This window comes from Microbacterium sp. NPDC079356, from assembly GCF_049545465.1.
Classification (GTDB): Bacteria; Actinomycetota; Actinomycetes; order Actinomycetales; family Microbacteriaceae; genus Microbacterium; species Microbacterium gawkjiense.
The window spans coordinates 920306-938999 of sequence record NZ_JBMWDN010000001.1 but is presented as its reverse complement, the minus strand read 5'-3'; the positions used below and the strand labels follow the sequence as shown (position 1 = coordinate 938999).

Here is an 18694-nt window from a genome sequence, read left to right as displayed (position 1 = left end):
CCTGTCCCTGCCGTCGTGGGTCAGGCGGCGTTGGCGTAGCGGGCGGGGTCGGCGTCAAACAGCGGCCCGCACTCGGGGCAGCAGAACCAGTACCGCGTGCCTTCGTAGTCGCGGAACAGGCCGCGCTTCTCGGCCCATGCCGGGTCGACCTGGTTGCCGGGCATGACCGGGCAGGTGACGAGGTTGGTCGCTCCGGCCGGGGGCTCGTGGTGATGGTGCTCGTGGGATCCGTGATCGTGCGCGGCGTGCTCGTGGCCGGTGTGGTGCTCGTGGTCGTGCGTCATGGCGGTCTCCTTGCGTGGGTGTCAGGCGTGGACGGGGGTGGTGTCGCGGCTGGGCGTCGGGGCGGGCAGGAGGCGGAAGCGGCGCAGTCGGAGGCTGTTGGTGACCACGAACACGCTGCTGAACGCCATCGCGGCGGCGGCGAGGATGGGGTTGAGCAGGGCGAGCATCGCGACCGGGATCGCGGCGACGTTGTACGCGAACGCCCAGAACAGGTTGCCCTTGATGGTGCCCAGGGTGCGGCGGGCGAGCCGGATCGCGTCCGGGACCAGAAGCAGGTCGCCGGAGACGATGGTCAGGTCCGCGGCGGTGATGGCCGCGTCGGTGCCGGTGCCCATTGCGATGCCGAGGTCCGCTTGGGCGAGGGCGGCGGCGTCGTTCACGCCGTCGCCGACCATCGCGACCACCCGTCCGGATGCCTGCAGCTCGCGGATGGTGTCGAGTTTGCCCTGCGGGGTGACTCCGGCGCGGACGTCCTCGATGCCGGCGTCGTCGGCGATGGTGCGGGCGGCGCCGGGGTTGTCGCCGGTGAGCAGGATCGGGGTCAGCCCGAGCCCGCGCAGTCGGGCGATGGCCTCACGGCTGGTGGGCTTGATGGTGTCGGCGACGCTGATCGCGCCGCGCGCCTGCCCGTCCCACGCCACGACGGTCACGGTGGCGCCCGCGGCCTCGTCGGCCGTGATCGTCGCGGCGAGCTCGTCGGGGATCGCGATCGCCCATTGCCCGGTGATCCAGGTGGCGCGGCCGGCGGCGACCATGCGGCCGTCGACGATGCCCTGCACGCCTTGACCGGCCTCGGCGGCGAATGACTCCACGGCATCCGTCGGGCCGTCGGCTGCGGCGGTGATGGCGCGGCCGATGGGGTGCTCGGAGCCGTGCTCGAGCGCCGCGGCGAACCGGATCAGCTCCGCCTCATCGGTGCCGGGAGCGGGGTGGACGCCGGTGACGGTCATGGTGCCGGCCGTGATGGTGCCGGTCTTGTCGAGCACGACGGTGTCGATGCGGCGGGTCTGCTCCAGCACCTGGGGTCCGCGGATGAGGATGCCCAGCTGGGCGCCGCGGCCGGTGCCGACCAGCAGAGCGGTCGGCGTCGCCAGCCCCAGCGCGCACGGGCAGGCGATGATCAGGGTGGTCACCGCGGCGGTGAAGGCGACCTCCAAGGGCGCCCCCGCGATCAGCCACCCGGCGAACGCGATCAGGGCGAGAGCGATGACGATGGGGACGAAGACGGCCGACACCCGGTCGGCGAGGCGCTGCACCTGGGCCTTGCCGGTCTGCGCCTCCTCGACCAGCCGCGCCATCCGGGCCAGCTCGGTGTCGGCGCCGACGCGGGTGATCTGCACGAGCAGGCGCCCGCCGGTGTTCACAGTCGCGCCGACCACGCGGGAGCCGGGGGCGACTTCGACCGGCACGGACTCGCCGGTCAGCATCGACTCGTCCACCGCGGACATTCCCTCGGTGACGAGGCCGTCGGCGGGGATCTTCTCACCCGGCCGCACCACCACGACATCACCCGGAACGAGCTGTGCGACGGGGACGCGCTGCTCAGTGCCTTCGCGGAGGATCACTGCGTCCTTGGCGCCGAGCTCCAGCAGGGCGCGCAGGGCCTCGCCGGACTGCCGCTTGGCACGAACCTCGAGGTAGCGGCCGAGGAGGATGAACACGGTCACCAGCGCGGCGACCTCCAGGTACACCTCGTGGCCACCGGCCTGCGGGGTGCCGACGAAGGTGACGCTCATCCGCATTCCCGGCATCCCCGCACCGCCGAAGAACAGCGCGTACAGCGACCAGCCGAACGCGGCCAGCACCCCGACGCTGATCAGAGTGTCCATCGTCGCCGCCCCGTGCCGGGCATTGATCGCCGCGGCGCGGTGGAACGGCCACGCCCCCCACACCACCACCGGCGCGGCCAGGGTGAGCGTGAGCCACTGCCAGTAGGTGAACTGCAGGGCGGGGATCATCGACAGCACCGCGACCGGCACCGCCAGCACCGCCGAGACGATCAGCCGCTGCCGCAGCGACGCCAGCTCATCGTCCCGCGGGATGGTCTGCTCAGCCGTGTCGGGCACAGGCGGGGCTGGGAGGCTCGCTCCGTACCCCGCCTGCTCGACCGCCGCGATCAGCTCCTCCACCGGCACCGGGGCCTCCGAGTGCACGCGGGCCTTCTCGGTGGCGAAGTTGACCGTCGCCTCCACCCCGGGCAGCTTGTTCAGCTTCCGCTCGACCCGCGTCGCGCACGACGCGCAGGTCATCCCGGTGATGTCGAGATCGACGTCCAGCGTGCTCATGAGGCTGCGGCGAGGCTGTACCCGGCCTCCTCGACCGCCTCCCGCACTCGCTCCGCGTCCACCGGGGCGGTGCTGGACACGGTCACCGTGGACACGCCGCCGGCGTGCAGGTCGACCTCGACGCCGGAGACCCCGTCGATCGCGGAGACCTCCTCGGTGACACTGCGCACGCAGTGCGAGCACGTCATCCCCTCCACCAGGAACTGCGCCGACACCTCGCCCGATGCCGGTTGCGCCGTCGCGGAGGCGGTGGTGTTGGCCGTGGCGGCGTGGGAGGTGGGGGCGCAACAGGCGCAGCCACCGCCGTTCGTCGCCTGCAGGCCGAGGTCCTGGAATCCTTGTCCGGTCATGTTGTGCTCCTTTCGTGAGCGTGTCGATGCGTGTGGTGTGAACGTTCTAGGAGCGGACCAGCCGCGCGATCGCGGCGTTCGCCTCGCGGAGCTTCTCCTCCGCGACCGGGCCGCCCTGCGCGGTCGCCTGCGCGACGCAATGCCCGAGATGGTCCTCCAGCAGCGTCAGCGCGACCGACTCCAGCGCCTTCGTCGCCGCCGAGACCTGGGTCAGGATGTCGATGCAGTACACGTCCTCGTCGACCATCCGCGCGATCCCGCGCACCTGCCCCTCCGCCCGACGCAACCGCGCCAGCAGCGCCTGCTTGTCATCCACGTATCCGTGTGCCATCTCAGCCACCTCCGACGTCGATCGTATACCCCCTAGCGGTATAAGGTACTTCGTGAAGAGGATATTCCCGGAGCGGGCAGAGCGAAAGGGCGAACGTGACCAACTGGTACGTCATCACCGGCGGGCCCAGCTCGGGCAAGACCACCACCGTGAACCTGCTGCGGGACCGCGGCTACACCACCACCATCGAGCATGCCCGGCACTATCTCGACCTGCAGCGCATCGCCGGCCGCACCGTCGAGGAGGTCCGGGCGAAGCAGCGGCAGTTCCAGCGCGGCGTCCTGGACATGCAGCTCGCGGAGGAAGCTGCCCTCGACCCGGACGCCACCGTGTTCCTCGACCGGGCCGTCCCCGACTCCCTCGCCTACTACCGCTTCCTCGATCTCGAGCCCGACCCCGCTCTGCTCACCGCGCTCGAGCACGTCGACTACCGCAAGACGTTCATCCTCGACCTGCTGCCCCTGGCCGCCGACTACGCCCGCACCGAGGACACCGCCGCCCAGCAGCGCATCCACGAACTGCTGACCCAGGTGTACGAAGCGCTGCCCTTGCCGGTCGTGCGGGTTCCGGTCCTCAGCGCCGAGGAGCGGGTGCAGTTCATCCTGGACCGGCTCTGACCGCTCTCGCCCGATCGGGGTGTCCTGTGCAACGCTTGGGGCCCAGGGCATATCTCACCGGCACAGGTCCAGGCGAGAACGCGCCCCACGGTCGAACAGGACGGATGTCTCGGATGCCCACTCAGGAACGTCTCCGGAAGGACCTGCTTGGCGGCGCTCTCACGACCGCGCTCGGCGTCTTCACCCTCGGGATCGGGGTCTACTTCCTGTTCCTTCGACCCTTCCTCCTGCCAGAAGACATCCGGCATACGGGTATCGACGCCGCCACGCTGCCAGTGGCATTCGTGGACTGGCTCGGGATCGTCTTCTCGACCTGGGGCGGCTTCATCGCGGGGTTCGGGATCGTGCTGCTGGGCATCGGCGCGACCCTGCTGTCCCGCCGCACGCTGTGGCTCTACCTCGGCACGGCGGCCGGGGTGCTCGTCGCCTTCGGCCGCTTCGTCATCAGCAACATCCTGATCGGCTCGGACTTCCTGTGGTTCATCGCGACCATGTTCGTGCTGGCACTGGTGCTCGCAACCGTCCTCGTCTTGAACGTCATCCGACGGCATCGGACGAACGAGACCGCCTCCTCCGACGTCGACGGAACCGCTAGACGCTGACCGCTGCGAGCGACTGCCGGGCGATCTCGAGCTCCTCGTCCGTGGGAACGATCAGCACGGCGACCAGTGAGCTCGGGTCCGAGATCGCTCGCGCCCCGTCGGCCCTCGCCACGTTGCGTGCCGGGTCGATCAGGATGCCCAGGCCCGCCATGCCGGAGACCACCGCCGCGCGCGTCGCGGCGGCATTCTCGCCGACGCCGCCGGTGAAGACGATCGCGTCCGCTCCGCCGAGCTGGGCGAGGTAGGCGCCGAGATAGTGGCGCAGCCGGTGATGGTAGACGTCGAGCGCAGCGGCGGCTCTCGCATCCCCAGCGGCGGCCGCGGCGTGGATGTCGCGCATGTCCTCGGTGCCGGCCAGCGCCCGCAGGCCGCTCTCGCGCGTGAGCAGCGCCTCCAGCCGATCCCATGCGACGCCGGCGCGGCCGAGCGCGAGGAGCACCCCCGGATCCAGGTCGCCGGCGCGAGTGCCCATCACGAGCCCCTCCAGCGGCGTCATGCCCATCGAGGTTTCCACCGAGCGGCCGCCGGCCATTGCGCAAGCGGATGCCCCGTTGCCCAGGTGGAAGATGATCAGCCGAAGCTCCGACAGCGGGCGCCCGAGCAGTTCGGCGGTGCGGGCGGAGACGTGGTGGTAGGAGATGCCGTGGAAGCCGTATCGGCGGATCTGATGTCGCTGGACGAGGTCTGCGGGAAGCGCATACGATGCCGACGCAGCCGGCAGGGTGCCGTGGTGGTTCGCCTTCGCGGGCGCGGCGGTGACCCTGGTGCTCGTCTGGCGCCCCATCAGCCACATCGCTGCGGCGCGCGTCGATGACGGGACGGATGCCGCGGGCTGAGGCGCTGCGCGACCCGCGGCATCCGGTCGGTCACAGGTCGGCGACCCGGATGAGCACCTTGCCGACGGTCGCGGCTTCGACCGCGTCGTGGGCGGCTGCGGTCTCCGCGAGCGGGAACCACGTGAGCGGCAGGCCCGCCTCGTCGCCGACGGGAAGGGCGCCGTCCTCGAGGGCGCGCGTGATGTCGGCGACGGCGGCATCGAGCGCGGGTTCGCCGACCGTGTAGAGAAGGACGCCCTGGACCCGGATGTTCTTCGCGAAGGTGGGCCGGATCGGCATGCTGAACGTGTCGCCGTTATCGTCGGCGTAGAAGGCGATGACGGCGTGCCCCGCGGCGACCTCGGCGTCGAGGGCGGCATTCGTCGCCAGCGACACCTCGACGATCTGGTCGACGCCCTCGGGGGCGATCTCCCGCACCCGCGCCGCCACGTCCTCCTGTGTGTAGTCGATGACGTGGTGCGCGCCGGCGGCGCGCGCGAGTTGCGCCTTCGCGTCGGAGCTCACCGTGGTGAGGACGGTGGCACCCGCCCAGCGGGCGAGCTGGATCGCGGCGTGGCCCACGGCGCCGGCGCCGCCCTGCACGAGAACGGTGCGTCCGGCGAGCGCGCCGGGCGCCAGGCGGGCGGGGCCGTCCTCGTGCACCGTCAGCGCGCGGTGCGCGGTCACGGCCGGCACGCCGAGACTTGCCGCGGTGGCGAAGTCGATGCCCTCCGGAAGGCGGACGGCGCGGGATGCCGGGACGACTGTGTACTCCTGCGCGGTGCCCGTGGGGCGCTGGTGCTGCGCGAGGTGCACCCACACGCGGTCGCCGACCGCGAGATCCGCGACACACTCGCCGAGGGCGTCGACGACGCCGGCGCCGTCCTGGTTCGGGGCGGTCTCGGCGAAGGTCGCTCGCTGGGTGCCTCCGGAGCGGGACTTCCAGTCGGTCGGGTTCACCCCCGAGACGGCGACGCGGACCCGCACCTCACCGGGTCCGGGGTCGGCAACCTCGCGGTCGACGAGGGACAGGACGTCGGATGCGCCCGGGGAGCTGTAGACGATCGCCTTCATACCGGGCGCAACCCCTCGTGACCCGCGCGCATTCCGACACCGGCCGTTTGCCAGGCGCCGTGTGCGAGGCTCGAGGGGCGGCACGAGTTTCGTGTCGCCTGCAGGAAGGGGGCCTCGTGCCCACCTGGCTCGAACACCTCTGTCACGCTCTCATCGGCCGGACGCGATCGCACGACGATCTCCCGGATCTCCGCGTGCTCCCCACGTCCCGCGTGGACCTCGCCCGCACCCACTACCTCGTCGACGACCCCGAGCGGCGCACCCGCGACGACCGCCTCTACATCCTCCGCATCGGGCAGCGCGGCCGTCGCGGCGTCGACGTCGCCGTCCACTCGAACGGGCGCGTCGTCGGCTTCCTCCCCGACGCCTCCGCGGCGAAGCTCGCCGAGCCGCTCCTGCGCCTCGGCGGTGCCGCGATCGTGAACGGCGCCGGCCCCCGTCCGGGGACGACGAGGCTGCGGGTCGACCTCCCGACGCCGGAAGCGATGCGCTCCTTCGCTCCGGTGGGCGGACCCACGGCGTACTGATCACCGTTCGCTGAGGTCCTCTGACAGGCTTTCCCTGTGATCGAGACTCTTCTCGGCCTGGTGGTCGCGCTCCTGGTCGTCGCGTCGACGACGGTGATCGGCCGGTGGGCGGGTATCGCCGCGCCGATCCTGATGGTCGCCGTGGGCGTCGGCGGCAGCTTCCTCCCGATGTTCGACGACTTCGTCCTCGACCCGGAGTGGATCCTGCTCGGCATCCTGCCCCCGCTGCTGTACTCGGCAGCGGTCTCGATGCCGGCGATGCACTTCCGGCGCGAGTTCGGCGCCATCGCCGGGCTGTCGGTCTTCCTCGTCATCGGCACCGCCCTCGCCCTGGGCCTCTTCTTCATGATCGCGATCCCCGATCTCGGTTTCGCGTGGGGAGTCGCCCTCGGCGCCATTGTGAGCCCCACCGACGCCGTCGCGACCTCGATCATCAAACGCACGCCCGTGTCGAAGCGGGTCGTCGCGATCCTCGAGGGAGAGAGCCTGCTCAACGACGCGACGGCGCTCGTGCTGCTGCGCACCGCGGTCGCCGCGGCCGCGGCATCCTTCTCCTTCTGGGGTGCCGTCGGCACGTTCGCCTACGCCGTCGTCGTCGCGGTCCTGATCGGCGCGGTGCTCGGCTGGCTCAACCTGACGGTGCGCAAGCGTGCGACCGATCCGACCGTCAACACGGTCCTCTCATTCACCGTGCCGTTCCTCGCTGCCGTCCCGGCGGAACTGCTCGGCGCCTCGGGCCTCGTCGCCGCCGTCGTCGCCGGCATCATCACCGGAGTGGGCGGTCCGCGCGTCTTCTCGGCGCGCAATCGGCTGTCCGACGCGCAGAACTGGCGCACAGTCGAGCTGATCCTCGAGGGGTTCGTGTTCCTCTTCATGGGTCTGCAGCTGACCTCGATCCTCACCGACGTCGAGGAGGCGCACGAGGGCATCGCGCCCGCTCTCCTCATCGCGGCCGGCGCGTGGCTCCTGACGGTGATTGTGCGGGCCGCGTACGTGGCACCGTTGCTCGCGCTGCTGTCGATGAGCGCGCGTCGCGTCCGCCGCCTCCAGCCCCGCCTCGAGACGATCGCGCAGCGCCTCGAGACCGAGGAGGGCGAGGCGCAGCTCGTCGATGCGTTCGCCCGCCGCGGCCGGCGCGTCTCGCGGGGAACCGTGCGCCGCTTCGGTCCGCGCGTGACGCGCGGACTCGCCGACATCCGCTACTTCCAGAAGGCGCCGCTCGGATGGCGCGAGGGCACCCTCGTCGTCTGGGCGGGGATGCGGGGCGCCATCACGCTCGCTGCGGCGCAGACGCTCCCCGAGGACACCCCGCTGCGCTCCGTGCTCGTCTGCATCGCCTTCGCCGTCGCCGTCGTCTCCCTCGTCGGGCAGGGCGCCTCGGTCGCGCCGCTCGTCGACGCGCTCACCCCCGCTGGTTCGGCCGACGAGTCGCGCGAGCGCGAGAAGGAGGAGCGGCGGCACATCCTCGAGCTCCTCCGCGAGCGCGCGGCGGACCTCCCCGCTCCGAATCGATCGGCCGACCTCGACCGTGCCCGGGCGTTCCAGGTCGAGAGCGACTACCGCCTCGCCGTGATCGACGTCCAGCGCCGCGCGCTGCTCGACGCCCGCGACACCGGCACCTTCGATGCCGACGTGCTCGCGCACGAACTCGCGGTGATCGACGCCGCCCAGATCGCGATCGAGTTGCGCACCGGCCGCGAGTGAGGTCCGTCAGCGACCCAGCGCGCGGGCGATGTCCTCGACGTCGCGCTCGTCGTTGAAGACGTGCAGCGCGACGCGCGCGTTGCCGGCGCGGCTCGACGCGACGATCCCCGCGGCGCGCAGCCGGCCGATGTCCGCACCGCTCTCGTCCCGCCAGGTCACGATCGGCGTCGCCCGCGCCGGAGTCGGCAGGTCGAGCCGCTCCCGCAGCGCGGCCGCGAGGCCCGTCACCTCCTCGCTCAGCGCCCGCGGGTCCGCTCCTGCGAAGAGGGCGAGTGCCGGCTCGGCCCCCGTGAACGCCTGCCACGCGGGCGAGACGTCGAACCGTCGAGCGGATGCCGCCAGGGTCGCGTCCGTGCCGTAGCACGACGCCCACGGGTCCGCGCCCGCGTACCAGCCCGCCTGGCGCGGACCGATCGTCGCGGCGAAGTCCTCGCGGAGCGCGAGGAACGCGACGCCGCGGGGCGCGCACAGCCACTTGTAGGCGTGGCAGACCAGCGCATCGAAGGCCCCGGCGCCCACCGGCATCCAGCCGACGGCCTGCGTCGCGTCGCAGAGCGTGCGCGCACCGTGGCGCCGCGCCGCCGCGACGATCGCGTCGGCGTCGGCGACGGCACCCGTCGCGGACTGCACGATCGAGAAGGCCACGAGGGTCGTCGCCGCGTCGACCGCGTCGGCGAGCGCCTCGAGCGGCGCCGTCCGCACGGTGATGCCCCGACCGGCGTGGACGAACGGGAGGACGAGCGACGAGAACTCGCCCTCGGGGCACAGGACGACGGCGCCGTCGGGCAGGGAGGCCGCGAGGAGGCTCACCATCGCCGAGGTCTGCGCGCCGAGCGCGACGGCGGCCGGGTCCACCCCGACCAGTCGCGCGAACGATGCGCGACACCGCTCGGCGCTCGCGGCGTACCGGATCGGGTCGGGCCACGCGTCGAGGTCAGCGCGCATCGCGTCGCGGCTGGACAGGGGCGGGATGCCGGCGGTGCAGGCCGCGACGTATCCTCGCGCGTCGGGAAACGCGTCGCGGACGTCGGCGGGGGAGAGGGACATGACTCCATCGTCGCGATCCACGATCGAGTGCACCATGGCAGGTATTGCATCGACTGCATGACATGGCGTTATATGTCTGGATGCCGCAACCCGTCCCCGACCTCTCCGTCGCCGAGCTCCGCATCGTCAAGGCGGTGGGCGACACGGGATCCGTGACCGCCGCCGCGACCGCACTCGGGTACAGCCAGCCCGCCGTGAGCCAGCAGATCCGCCGCCTCGAGACCCGGTTGGGGATGGCGGTCGTGGAGCGGGTGGGACGGCGGATGCGGCTCACCGAGGCCGGGCGCATCCTCGCCCGCCACGCCACATCGATCACGACGGCGCTCGGCGCGGTGGCCGGTGAGCTCGCCGACCTCGGCGGCGGCCGGATCGGCACGGTGCGGCTCGTCGGGTTCCCCTCCGCCTCGCCGACGATCCTCCCGCGCCTCATGCGCCGGCTCGCCGCATCCGACCCAGGTCTCTCGCTGACGTACGTCGAGGCGGAACCGCCCGAGGCGGTCGCCGCCGTCCGCGCCGACCGGGCCGACATCGCGTTGACCTTCAGCCACCCGGGCGACGGCACCGACGCGCACGGCGACAGCATCCGGGGGCTCGACGCCCGCCGCATCGGCGCCGAGGACCTCCTCCTCGTGCTGCCCGACGGGCACGCCCGCAGCACCGAGGACGTCGTCGACCTCAGGGCGCTCGCCGACGACGATTGGATCGCGGGATGCCCGCGGTGCCGCAGCCACCTGCTGGACTCCTGCGAACGCGCGGGATTCGCGCCCCGCATCCGTTTCGAGACCGACAACGTCGCCGCCGTCGAGCAGCTGGTCGCGCAGGGTGTGGGCGTCGCGACGCTGCCGCGGCTCGCGGTGGCGTCCTTCCCCCTCGTCGCCGGGGTGATCACCCGCCCGCTGGCGTCGGGGGACCGGCGCGAGCTCCACGCCGTCTCGGCGCGCGGGGCGGCGGGCGTCCCGGCCGTCGCGACCGTGCTGTCGCACCTCGCCGCCGCGGTCGGCGACATGACGGCACCCGGTCCGGAGGTCCCCGCGGCGAAGTAGGGTGAGCCCCATGCAGCAGCGACCTCTCGCCTCCACCGGCCGTTCCGTCTCCGCCATCGGCCTCGGCACGTGGCAGCTCGGTGCCGACTGGGGGGACGTCTCCGAATCCGATGCGCTCGACGTCCTCGCCGTCTCCGTCGAGGCCGGCGTCACCCTGTTCGACACCGCCGACGTCTACGGCGACGGTCGCAGCGAGACCCTCATCGGCCGCTTCCTGGCGTCGCACCCGGGCCACGGCGTGACCGTGGCGACCAAGATGGGGCGGCGCCTCGCGCAGGAACCCGAGAACTACACCCCCGAGAACTTCCGCGCGTGGACCGACCGGTCACGGCGCAACCTCGGCGTCGACACGCTCGATCTCGTGCAGCTGCACTGCCCGCCGTCGGCGGTGATCGACGCCGACGAGACGTACGACGCCCTCGACGCCCTCGTCGACAGCGGTGCGATCGCCGCGTACGGCGTCTCGGTCGAGACCTGCGCGCAGGCCCTCTCCGCGATCTCGCGGCCCGGGGTGACCAACGTGCAGATCATTTTCAACCCGTTCCGGTTGAAGCCGCTCGACGAGGTGCTGCCGGCCGCCGAGGCCGCCGGCGTGGCGATCTTCGCCCGAGTCCCGCTCGCCTCGGGCCTCCTCAGCGGGCGTTACAGCGCGTCTACCTCGTTCGCGGCGAACGACCACCGCACCTTCAACCGGCACGGCGAGGCGTTCGACCGCGGTGAGACGTTCTCGGGCGTCGACTTCGAGACGGGTCTCGTCGCGGTGGATGAGCTCAGCGCGGCGCTGCCCGACGGCGTGTCGCTGCCGGCGGCATCCCTCGCCTGGATCGCGTCCCGTCCAGGTGTCACCTCCGTCATCCCGGGCGCGCGCACGACGGCGCAGGCGAGGAGCAACGCCTACGCCGGCGCGATCGACCCCGCCGTCCTCGACACGTTCGCGGCCGCCGTCGTCGACGTGTACGACCGCCGGCTCCGCGCGGACATCCACCCGCAGTGGTGATCGGGGTGGGGATGCCGCGCGCCGCCGTGCGTGCGACATCGCTACCGTGAGGGCATGATCGTCGAGGCCTCCGGGGTGCTGTTCCGCTGGGAGTCGCGGAGGGACGACTGGTACTTCGTCCCCCTCCCGGCGGAGGTGAGTGCGGACATCCGTGAGGTGCCGCGACCCGGGCGGGGATTCGGATCCATCCCGGTGGGGGTGACGGTCGGGTCGTCGTCCTGGCGGACCTCGATCTTCCCCGACGCGGCGCGCGGGGTGTACGTCCTGCCGCTGAAGCGCTCGGTCCGCGAGCGCGAGGGGATCTCCGAGGGCGACACGGTCTCCGTCCGTCTCGACGTCCAGGACGGCTGAGCCGTGTCCGTGCCCTGGGCCGCACTCTCGGATCCCGTCGCGATCGTCGCGGTCGTCCTCGCCTACGTCTGGCTAGTCGTCGCCTCGGTCGTCCTCGCGGTCATCGACGTCCGCACGCACCGGTTGCCCAACGCGTGGGTGCTCCCCGGCTACCCGGTGCTCGGCGGGCTGCTGCTCGTCGCGTGCCTCGCCGGAGCCCCGTGGTCGTCCCTCCTGCGCGCCGCCGTCGGAGGCGCCGCGCTGTTCGTCTTCTACCTCCTGCTGCGCGCGGCAGGGGGCGGGATGGGCGGGGGAGACGTGAAACTCGCCGGCGTCCTCGGTATGGCGCTCGGGTGGGTGGGGTGGTCCGCCCTCGCCGTCGGGGCCGTGGCCGGGTTCGTCTTCGGCGGCGTGTACGGCGCGCTGCTGCTCGCGACCCGACGCGCCTCCCGGCGCACCGCCGTCGCCTTCGGACCGTGGATGCTGCTGGGCGCCTGGACCGGCATCCTCCTCGGCGCCGACGTGGCGGACCGTCTCGGCCTGTGACGTCGCGGGTGGTGCGTGCCAGATCCGCCTCGACGATGCAAGGGGAGCGGGGCCGGTGCGTCCGCCTCGCTACCGTGAGGACATGGCCGATCGCACGAAGACCCCGCTCGTCCCGCGCCTCATCGCCCGCGCGCTGTCATGGCGGATCGTGCGGGCTTACCTCCGCTACAGCGAGCGGCGCGGTCCCCTCCTGGCCGACAGCGTGACCTATCGCACGCTCTTCAGCGTGTTCGCCGGCGTCCTGCTCGGCTTCTCCGTCGCAGCGCTCTGGCTGTCGGGCAACCCGCAGGCCTGGCAGAGTCTCATCGACGCGGTCGACGGCGTGATCCCCGGTCTCGTGGGCGAGGGCGGCGTCATCGACACGAAGGACCTCGGTCAACCGATCGCGTTCTCGCTCACCGGCGTGTTCTCCCTCGTGGGTCTCGTCCTCGCGGCGATCGGTGCGATCGGGTCGCTGCGCACCTCGCTGCGGGTGATCGCCGACAAGGTCCACGACGACACCCTGTTCATCATCGTCCTCGGCCGCAACCTCGTCCTGGCCGTCGTCATCGGGGTCGGGCTCGCCGCCGCGGCGGTCGCGACCGTCCTCGGGACGGCGGGCGTCGGTCTGGTTGCCGACGTCGTCGGGGTCTCCGCCGACAGTCCGGTGACGGTCGGTGTCAGCGCCGCGGTCGGCATCCTCGTCACCTTCGTCCTCGACACGGCGGTCGTCGCGCTCCTGTTCCGCACGCTCTCGGGCGTCCGCGCCCCGGCGCGGGCGCTGTGGACCGGGGCTCTGCTGGGCGGCTTCGGCCTGACCGTGCTGCAGCAACTGTCGAGCCTGTTCGTCGGGGGCGCCGGCTCCAACCCGCTGCTCGCCACCTTCGCCTCGCTCATCGCGCTGCTGCTGTGGATCAACCTGTCGTGCCAGGTCATCCTCATCGCCTCGGCGTACATCGTGGCGGCCACGCTCGAGAGCGGGGACCGCGTCCGCCGCGTGCACGGCGCGACGACGCTGATCGAGCGCCGCGTGCAGACCGCCGAGGACCAGGTGAAGGCGGCCGCTGACGAGCTGCAGGCGGCCCGGGACGCCCTCGCCGCCGAACGGGCGAAGGACTGACACCCCCGCTCCTTCGTCACCGGTGTGTGAACTCTGGCGCATCCACTCGATGCGCACAGTCCGGGTGTGTACCGTCGTACCGTGAAGAACCCGCGACTTCAGCCGACCCACCCGATCGCCCTCGCGCCCGTGCAGTCGCCCGAGCCCACCGTCGACGGGTTCGTGACGCAGTACCTGCGCAATCTCAACAACGGCCGCGGCGTGGCCCTGTCGACCTCGACGGCCAACGATCGCTACTTCGCGCTCGCCGCCACCGTGCGCGACTACCTCATGGCGCGGTGGCTCGAGGACGTGCGTCGGCAGCGGTCGACCCAAGCCAAGGGCGTCGCCTACCTCTCGGCGGAATACCTGCTCGGTCGGCAGCTCGACAACAACCTCCTGGCGACGGGACTCACCGACATCGCGGCCGAGGCCCTCGTCGCCTGCGGCCTCGACCTGGAGGACGTCCGCGCGCTCGAGGTCGAGCCGGGTCTCGGCAACGGCGGCCTCGGCCGCCTCGCGGCCTGCTTCATCGACTCGCTCGCGACGCTCGGCGTGCCGAGCATCGGTTACGGCATCCGGTACGAGTACGGTATCTTCCGTCAGACGTTCGTCGACGGACAGCAGGTCGAGCAGGCCGACTCGTGGCTCGCGCTCGGCTCGCCGTGGGAGTTCCCCCACCCCGAAGCCGCGCAGACCATCTCCTTCGGCGGCCACACCGAGCAGTACGACGACGAGGGCGTCACGCGCACGCGTTGGGTGCCGTCGTGGAACGTCCTCGCCGTGCCGTACAACTACATGGTCCCGGGCTACCACAACGGCCGCGTCAACACGCTGCGTCTGTGGAGCGCACAGGCCACCCAGGGTTTCGACCTGCGCGTCTTCAACGCGGGCGACTACCAGGAGGCCGTGCGCGCGCAGACCTACGCCGAGAACATCTCGAAGGTGCTCTACCCCGAGGACTCCACCCCGCAGGGCAAGGAGCTGCGCCTGCAGCAGCAGTACTTCTTCGTCGCGGCATCCATCAGCGATTTCGTGAACCTCATCCTGCCGAGCGACTTCGACCTCGCGAAGCTGCCCGATCGGGTCATCTTCCAGCTCAACGACACCCACCCCGTCATCGGTGTCCCCGAGTTGATGCGCGTCCTCGTCGACGAGAAGAAGCTCGAATGGGATGCCGCCTGGCAGATCACCCGGCAGTGCTTCGCCTACACGTGCCACACCCTGCTGCCCGAGGCGCTCGAGGTGTGGCCCGCAGACCTGCTCGGCAGGCTCCTGCCGCGCCACCTCGAGATCATCTACCGGATCAACGACGAGTTCCTCGACGAGGTCCGCGAGCGCTTCGGCGACGACGGGGAGCGGATCCGGCGGATGTCGATCATCTCGCCCGACGGTGCGGTGCGGATGGCCTACCTCGCCACGGTCGCCGGCTCCAAGGTCAACGGTGTCGCCGAGCTGCACTCGCAGCTGCTGCGCGAGAAGGTGCTGCCGGACTTCGACGACTTCTTCCCCGGCAAGTTCACGAACGTCACGAACGGGGTCACGCCGCGCCGGTTCATCCGTCTCGCCAACCCCGGACTGTCGCGCCTCATCACCGACACGATCGGACCGGGCTGGCTCACCGACCTCGACCGGCTGCGCGAGCTCGAGGACTACGCCGACGACACCGCCTTCCACGCCGCGTTCCGCGCGGTGAAGGCGTCCAACAAGCGCGTGCTCGCCCGCACCCTCGCCGACCGCGACGGGTTCGCCGTGGCCGACGACCATCTGCTCGACGTCATGGTGAAGCGCCTGCACGAGTACAAGCGCCAGACGCTCAAGCTCCTCCACATCATCACGGAGTACGACGCCATCGCCTCGGGCCGCGTCACACCCGACCAGGTCACCCCCCGCACCTTCGTGTTCGGCGCCAAGGCCGCGCCCGGCTACGCGATGGCCAAGCGCATCATCCACCTCATCAACTCCGTCGGCAGCGTCGTCAACTCCGACCCGCGGGTCGAGGGGCGCCTCGCGGTCCTGTTCCCGCCCAACTACAACGTCACCCTCGCCGAGCGGGTCGTCCCGGCGGCGGACCTCTCCGAGCAGATCTCGCTCGCCGGCAAGGAGGCCTCCGGCACGGGCAACATGAAGTTCGCCCTCAACGGTGCGCTGACCATCGGCACCGACGACGGCGCGAACGTCGAGATCCGCGAGCTCGTGGGCGACGAGAACTTCTTCCTGTTCGGGATGTCCGAGCCCGAGGTCGCCGACCTGCAGACGCGCGGGTACCACCCCATCGACTTCGTGCGCGCCGACGAGAACCTCTCGCGGGCGCTGGACCTCGTCTCCTCGGGCGCGTTCTCGGGCGGAGACGGATCGGTGTTCGAGCCGGTGGTGTCGAACCTGATCCACCACGACCCGTTCATGGCGCTCGCGGACTACACGGACTACATCGCGGCGCAGAAGCGCGTCGATGCGCTCTACGCCGATCAGGATGCCTGGACCCGCGCCGCGATCCTCAACGTGGCGCGCTGCGGGTTCTTCTCCTCCGACCGGTCGATGCGCGACTACATCGACCGCATCTGGCACACGCCGCCCCTCGTCTGACGGCCGCGGATAGCACCGCGGCGACCGGCTGACAAGTCGCGGCGGAGCTGGCGGGGCGCCGGGTTAGAGTCGGTGTCGGAGGTACATCATGGCAATCGCACGACTTCACGGCGGCCCGCTCGACGGCCAGGTCATCCCGCTCGAGGAGGACACGGATCGGCTGATCCTGCCCTACAGCGAGACGCAGATCACCTACGAGCGCGCGGGTGCCGACGAGAACACCGGGGAGGGAGACGGACCCACGTCCGCCGACTTCCACTTCGTCGCCGCGCAGGACGACATCGATCCGTCCGCCGACGAGCGCGACGACCGTTCGACCCTTGACGACTGAGCCGGAGCACTCGCTCGAGATCGAGCGCACGTACGACGTCGACGCCGGGACGCCGCTGCCCGATTGGGCTCGGCTTCCCGGCGTCGCCGCTGTCGGCGCACCCGAACCGCGAGAGCTCGACGCGCACTACCTCGACACGGCCGACGGCGCGCTGGGACGGGCGCGCGTCGCGCTCCGGCGCCGCAGCGGCGGACCCGACGAGGGCTGGCACATCAAGCGCGTGACGCCGGAAGGCAAGGCGGAGTCGCGCTGGCCGCTGGATGCCGGGGGCTCCGATGCCATCGTGGTGCCCGCGGCGATCGAGGATGTCCTCGCCCCCGTCGCGTCGCCCCCGTTCGCGCCGCTCGCGCGCATCCGCAACGCCCGCACCGCGTATGCGCTCCTCGATGCGGAGGGCAATCTGCTCGCGGAGTTCGTCGACGACAGGGTCACCGCCACCGACGTCCGCCGGGGTGTCGAGACGTCCTGGCGCGAGTGGGAGCTCGAGCTCGGTCCGGCCGCACCGACGGATGCCGCGGCCCGCGATGCGCTCTTCGCCGCGGCGGACGAGCTCGTCCGCGCCGTCGGGGGAGAGGTGTCGGGGTCGGGCTCCAAGCTCGAGCGCGCCCTCGGTCTCTGACCCCCAGGCCACAACGCGCTGACGCCGCCCCCGGCTTCGTTCGGGGCGGCGTCAGTCGTGATCGTCAGGTTACTGAAGACCCATTCGTTCCGATAGGTCTTCCCTGCCTGATCAGAGGTTGATCATGTGGCCGGCGAGGCCGTGGAAGGCCTCCTGCAGGCCCTCCGACAGCGTCGGGTGCGTGTGCACGTTCCGCGCGGCCTCGAGGGCGGTGAGGTCCCACTTCTGCGCGAGCGTCAGCTCGGGCAGGAGCTCCGACACGTCGGGGCCGATGAGGTGGCCACCGAGCAGTTCGAGGTGCTCGGCATCCGCGATCAGCTTCACGAACCCGACCGGCTCGCCCAGGCCGTTGGCCTTGCCGTTGGCCGAGAAGGGGAACTTCGCGACCTTGACGTCGTAGCCGGCGTCGCGCGCCTGCTGCTCCGTGAGGCCGAACGAGGCCACCTGCGGTGAGCAGAACGTCGCACGCGGCATGTTGCGGTAGTCCCCGAGCGTCTGCGTCTCCGCCTTGCCGATCGTCTCGGCGGCGACGACGCCCTGCGCCTCGGCGACGTGCGCGAGCTGCAGCTTGGCGGTCACGTCGCCGATGGCGTAGACGCCGTCGACGTTCGTGCGCATGTAGTCGTCGATCTCGATGGCACCGCGGTCGGTGAGCTTGACACCGGTGTTCTCGAGTCCGAAGCCCTCGACGCGCGGGGCGAACCCGATCGACATGAGGACCTTGTCCGCCTCGATCTGCCCCTTCGCGCCGTCGGCGTTGGCCGAGTAGGACACGGTGACCTTGTCGCCCGAGTCGACGACGGACTCGACCTTGGTCGAGGTGAGGATCTCGATGCCGTACTTCTTGTACTGCCGCTGGATCTCCTTCGAGACCTCGACGTCCTCGTTGGGGAGAGCGCGGTCGAGGAACTCGATGATCGTGACCTTGACGCCGTAGTTGCTCATCACGAAGGCGAACTCCATGCCGATCGCGCCGGCACCGACGATGACGATCGAGTTCGGCAGGTCGCGCGTGAGGATCTGCTCTTCGTAGGTGACGACGTTCTCGCTGAGGGTGACACCCGGCAGCAGACGCACGGTCGAGCCGGTCGAGATGATCACGTTGTCGGCCGTGACGGTCTCCTTCGAGCCGTCCTCCTTCGTGACCTCGATGGACTTCGCGTCGATGAACGAGCCGCGACCCTGGTACTCGGTCACCTTGTTCTTCTTCATGAGGAAGTGGATGCCCTTGACGTGGGTCTCGGCGACCTTGCGGCTGCGGTCCCATGCGGTGCCGAAGTCGAAGTTCACGTCACCGCTGATGCCGAAGAGGTCGGCCTTGTGGGTGAAGGTGTGCGCGAGGTCCGCGTTCTTCAGGAGCGCCTTGGAGGGGATGCACCCGACGTTGAGGCAGACACCGCCCCAGTACTTCTCTTCGATGATGGCGGTGGACAGTCCGAGCTGTGCGGAGCGGACGGCCGCGACATAGCCGCCGGGGCCGGCACCGAGGATGACGACGTCGTAGTGAGGCATGCGTCCAGCCTAGTC

The 18694-nt window shown here is 71.2% G+C and carries 20 protein-coding genes; 12 read left to right on the top strand and 8 right to left on the bottom strand.

Translation table 11 applies throughout. From position 1 onward, the window contains the following. Window positions 1-20 precede the first annotated feature (20 nt). From ACPEH0_RS04740 to ACPEH0_RS04725, 4 genes are read right to left on the bottom strand one after another with little or no spacing between them, the layout of a single operon-like run. On the bottom strand, window positions 21-284 hold the full coding sequence (locus tag ACPEH0_RS04740; protein WP_217531253.1) for a YHS domain-containing protein: 264 nt from the start codon (window positions 282-284) through the stop codon (window positions 21-23). A gap of 21 nt (window positions 285-305) precedes the next feature. Continuing rightward, window positions 306-2570 (bottom strand): heavy metal translocating P-type ATPase, encoded by a 2265-nt coding sequence (locus ACPEH0_RS04735; protein WP_366212896.1) that lies wholly within the window; start codon window positions 2568-2570, stop codon window positions 306-308. Next, window positions 2567-2920 (bottom strand): heavy-metal-associated domain-containing protein, encoded by a 354-nt coding sequence (locus ACPEH0_RS04730; protein WP_021010665.1) that lies wholly within the window; start codon window positions 2918-2920, stop codon window positions 2567-2569. The genes ACPEH0_RS04735 and ACPEH0_RS04730 overlap by 4 nt, the downstream gene beginning before the upstream one ends. A gap of 46 nt (window positions 2921-2966) precedes the next feature. Further along, on the bottom strand, window positions 2967-3251 hold the full coding sequence (locus ACPEH0_RS04725) for a metal-sensitive transcriptional regulator (protein WP_033107649.1): 285 nt from the start codon (window positions 3249-3251) through the stop codon (window positions 2967-2969). Window positions 3252-3346: 95 nt separating this feature from the next. Here ACPEH0_RS04725 and ACPEH0_RS04720 point away from each other — a divergent pair, with 95 nt between their 5' ends. Next, window positions 3347-3868, top strand: coding sequence for an ATP-binding protein (locus tag ACPEH0_RS04720; RefSeq protein WP_366212897.1), 522 nt, complete (start codon window positions 3347-3349; stop codon window positions 3866-3868). 113 nt (window positions 3869-3981) lie between these two features. Next, a complete protein-coding gene (locus tag ACPEH0_RS04715) occupies window positions 3982-4470 on the top strand; it encodes a hypothetical protein (protein ID WP_366212898.1) in 489 nt (162 codons plus the stop codon). Here ACPEH0_RS04715 and ACPEH0_RS04710 read toward each other — a convergent pair. Continuing rightward, window positions 4460-5254, bottom strand: a complete 795-nt coding sequence (locus ACPEH0_RS04710) for a hypothetical protein (protein WP_366212899.1) — start codon at window positions 5252-5254, stop codon at window positions 4460-4462. The genes ACPEH0_RS04715 and ACPEH0_RS04710 overlap by 11 nt on opposite strands. A gap of 82 nt (window positions 5255-5336) precedes the next feature. Then, window positions 5337-6359 carry an NADPH:quinone reductase gene (locus ACPEH0_RS04705; RefSeq protein WP_366212900.1) on the bottom strand — a complete coding sequence of 341 codons (1023 nt, stop codon included), beginning with the start codon at window positions 6357-6359 and terminating at the stop codon, window positions 5337-5339. Between the two features lie 194 nt (window positions 6360-6553). Between ACPEH0_RS04705 and ACPEH0_RS04700 the strand changes: the two genes are divergently transcribed. Beyond that, window positions 6554-6886: a hypothetical protein gene (locus ACPEH0_RS04700; RefSeq protein ID WP_311861760.1), complete on the top strand. Its 333-nt coding sequence runs from the start codon at window positions 6554-6556 to the stop codon at window positions 6884-6886. Window positions 6887-6922: 36 nt separating this feature from the next. Then, window positions 6923-8590, top strand: coding sequence for a cation:proton antiporter (locus ACPEH0_RS04695; RefSeq protein ID WP_366212901.1), 1668 nt, complete (start codon window positions 6923-6925; stop codon window positions 8588-8590). A 6-nt stretch (window positions 8591-8596) separates the two neighbouring features. On the opposite strand, the gene ACPEH0_RS04690 is transcribed toward ACPEH0_RS04695, so the two are convergent. Next, the gene (locus ACPEH0_RS04690) at window positions 8597-9637 is read right to left on the bottom strand and encodes an aminotransferase class V-fold PLP-dependent enzyme (protein WP_366212902.1); all 1041 of its coding nucleotides are present in this window, start codon (window positions 9635-9637) and stop codon (window positions 8597-8599) included. 80 nt (window positions 9638-9717) lie between these two features. Between ACPEH0_RS04690 and ACPEH0_RS04685 the strand changes: the two genes are divergently transcribed. The 8 genes from ACPEH0_RS04685 (at window position 9718) to ACPEH0_RS04650 (ending at window position 17167) form a co-directional block, all read left to right on the top strand. Beyond that, window positions 9718-10680: a LysR family transcriptional regulator gene (locus ACPEH0_RS04685; RefSeq protein WP_217531332.1), complete on the top strand. Its 963-nt coding sequence runs from the start codon at window positions 9718-9720 to the stop codon at window positions 10678-10680. A 10-nt stretch (window positions 10681-10690) separates the two neighbouring features. Further along, on the top strand, window positions 10691-11677 hold the full coding sequence (locus tag ACPEH0_RS04680) for an aldo/keto reductase (RefSeq protein ID WP_366212903.1): 987 nt from the start codon (window positions 10691-10693) through the stop codon (window positions 11675-11677). Between the two features lie 54 nt (window positions 11678-11731). Further along, entirely contained in the window at window positions 11732-12028 is a 297-nt protein-coding gene (locus tag ACPEH0_RS04675; protein ID WP_359919195.1) for a DUF1905 domain-containing protein, read from the top strand. 9 nt (window positions 12029-12037) lie between these two features. Next, window positions 12038-12553: a prepilin peptidase gene (locus ACPEH0_RS04670; protein WP_217531333.1), complete on the top strand. Its 516-nt coding sequence runs from the start codon at window positions 12038-12040 to the stop codon at window positions 12551-12553. 82 nt (window positions 12554-12635) lie between these two features. After that, window positions 12636-13652 carry a YihY/virulence factor BrkB family protein gene (locus ACPEH0_RS04665; RefSeq protein WP_217531264.1) on the top strand — a complete coding sequence of 339 codons (1017 nt, stop codon included), beginning with the start codon at window positions 12636-12638 and terminating at the stop codon, window positions 13650-13652. Between the two features lie 81 nt (window positions 13653-13733). Beyond that, a complete protein-coding gene (locus ACPEH0_RS04660) occupies window positions 13734-16217 on the top strand; it encodes a glycogen/starch/alpha-glucan phosphorylase (RefSeq protein WP_217531334.1) in 2484 nt (827 codons plus the stop codon). Between the two features lie 88 nt (window positions 16218-16305). Next, window positions 16306-16548, top strand: a complete 243-nt coding sequence (locus ACPEH0_RS04655) for a hypothetical protein (protein ID WP_064002366.1) — start codon at window positions 16306-16308, stop codon at window positions 16546-16548. Continuing rightward, a complete protein-coding gene (locus tag ACPEH0_RS04650) occupies window positions 16538-17167 on the top strand; it encodes a CYTH domain-containing protein (protein ID WP_359919200.1) in 630 nt (209 codons plus the stop codon). Before ACPEH0_RS04655 ends, ACPEH0_RS04650 begins: the two co-directional genes overlap by 11 nt. 111 nt (window positions 17168-17278) lie before the next feature. On the opposite strand, the gene lpdA is transcribed toward ACPEH0_RS04650, so the two are convergent. Next, a complete protein-coding gene (gene lpdA, locus ACPEH0_RS04645; protein WP_359919202.1) occupies window positions 17279-18679 on the bottom strand; it encodes a dihydrolipoyl dehydrogenase in 1401 nt (466 codons plus the stop codon). Window positions 18680-18694 lie beyond the last annotated feature (15 nt).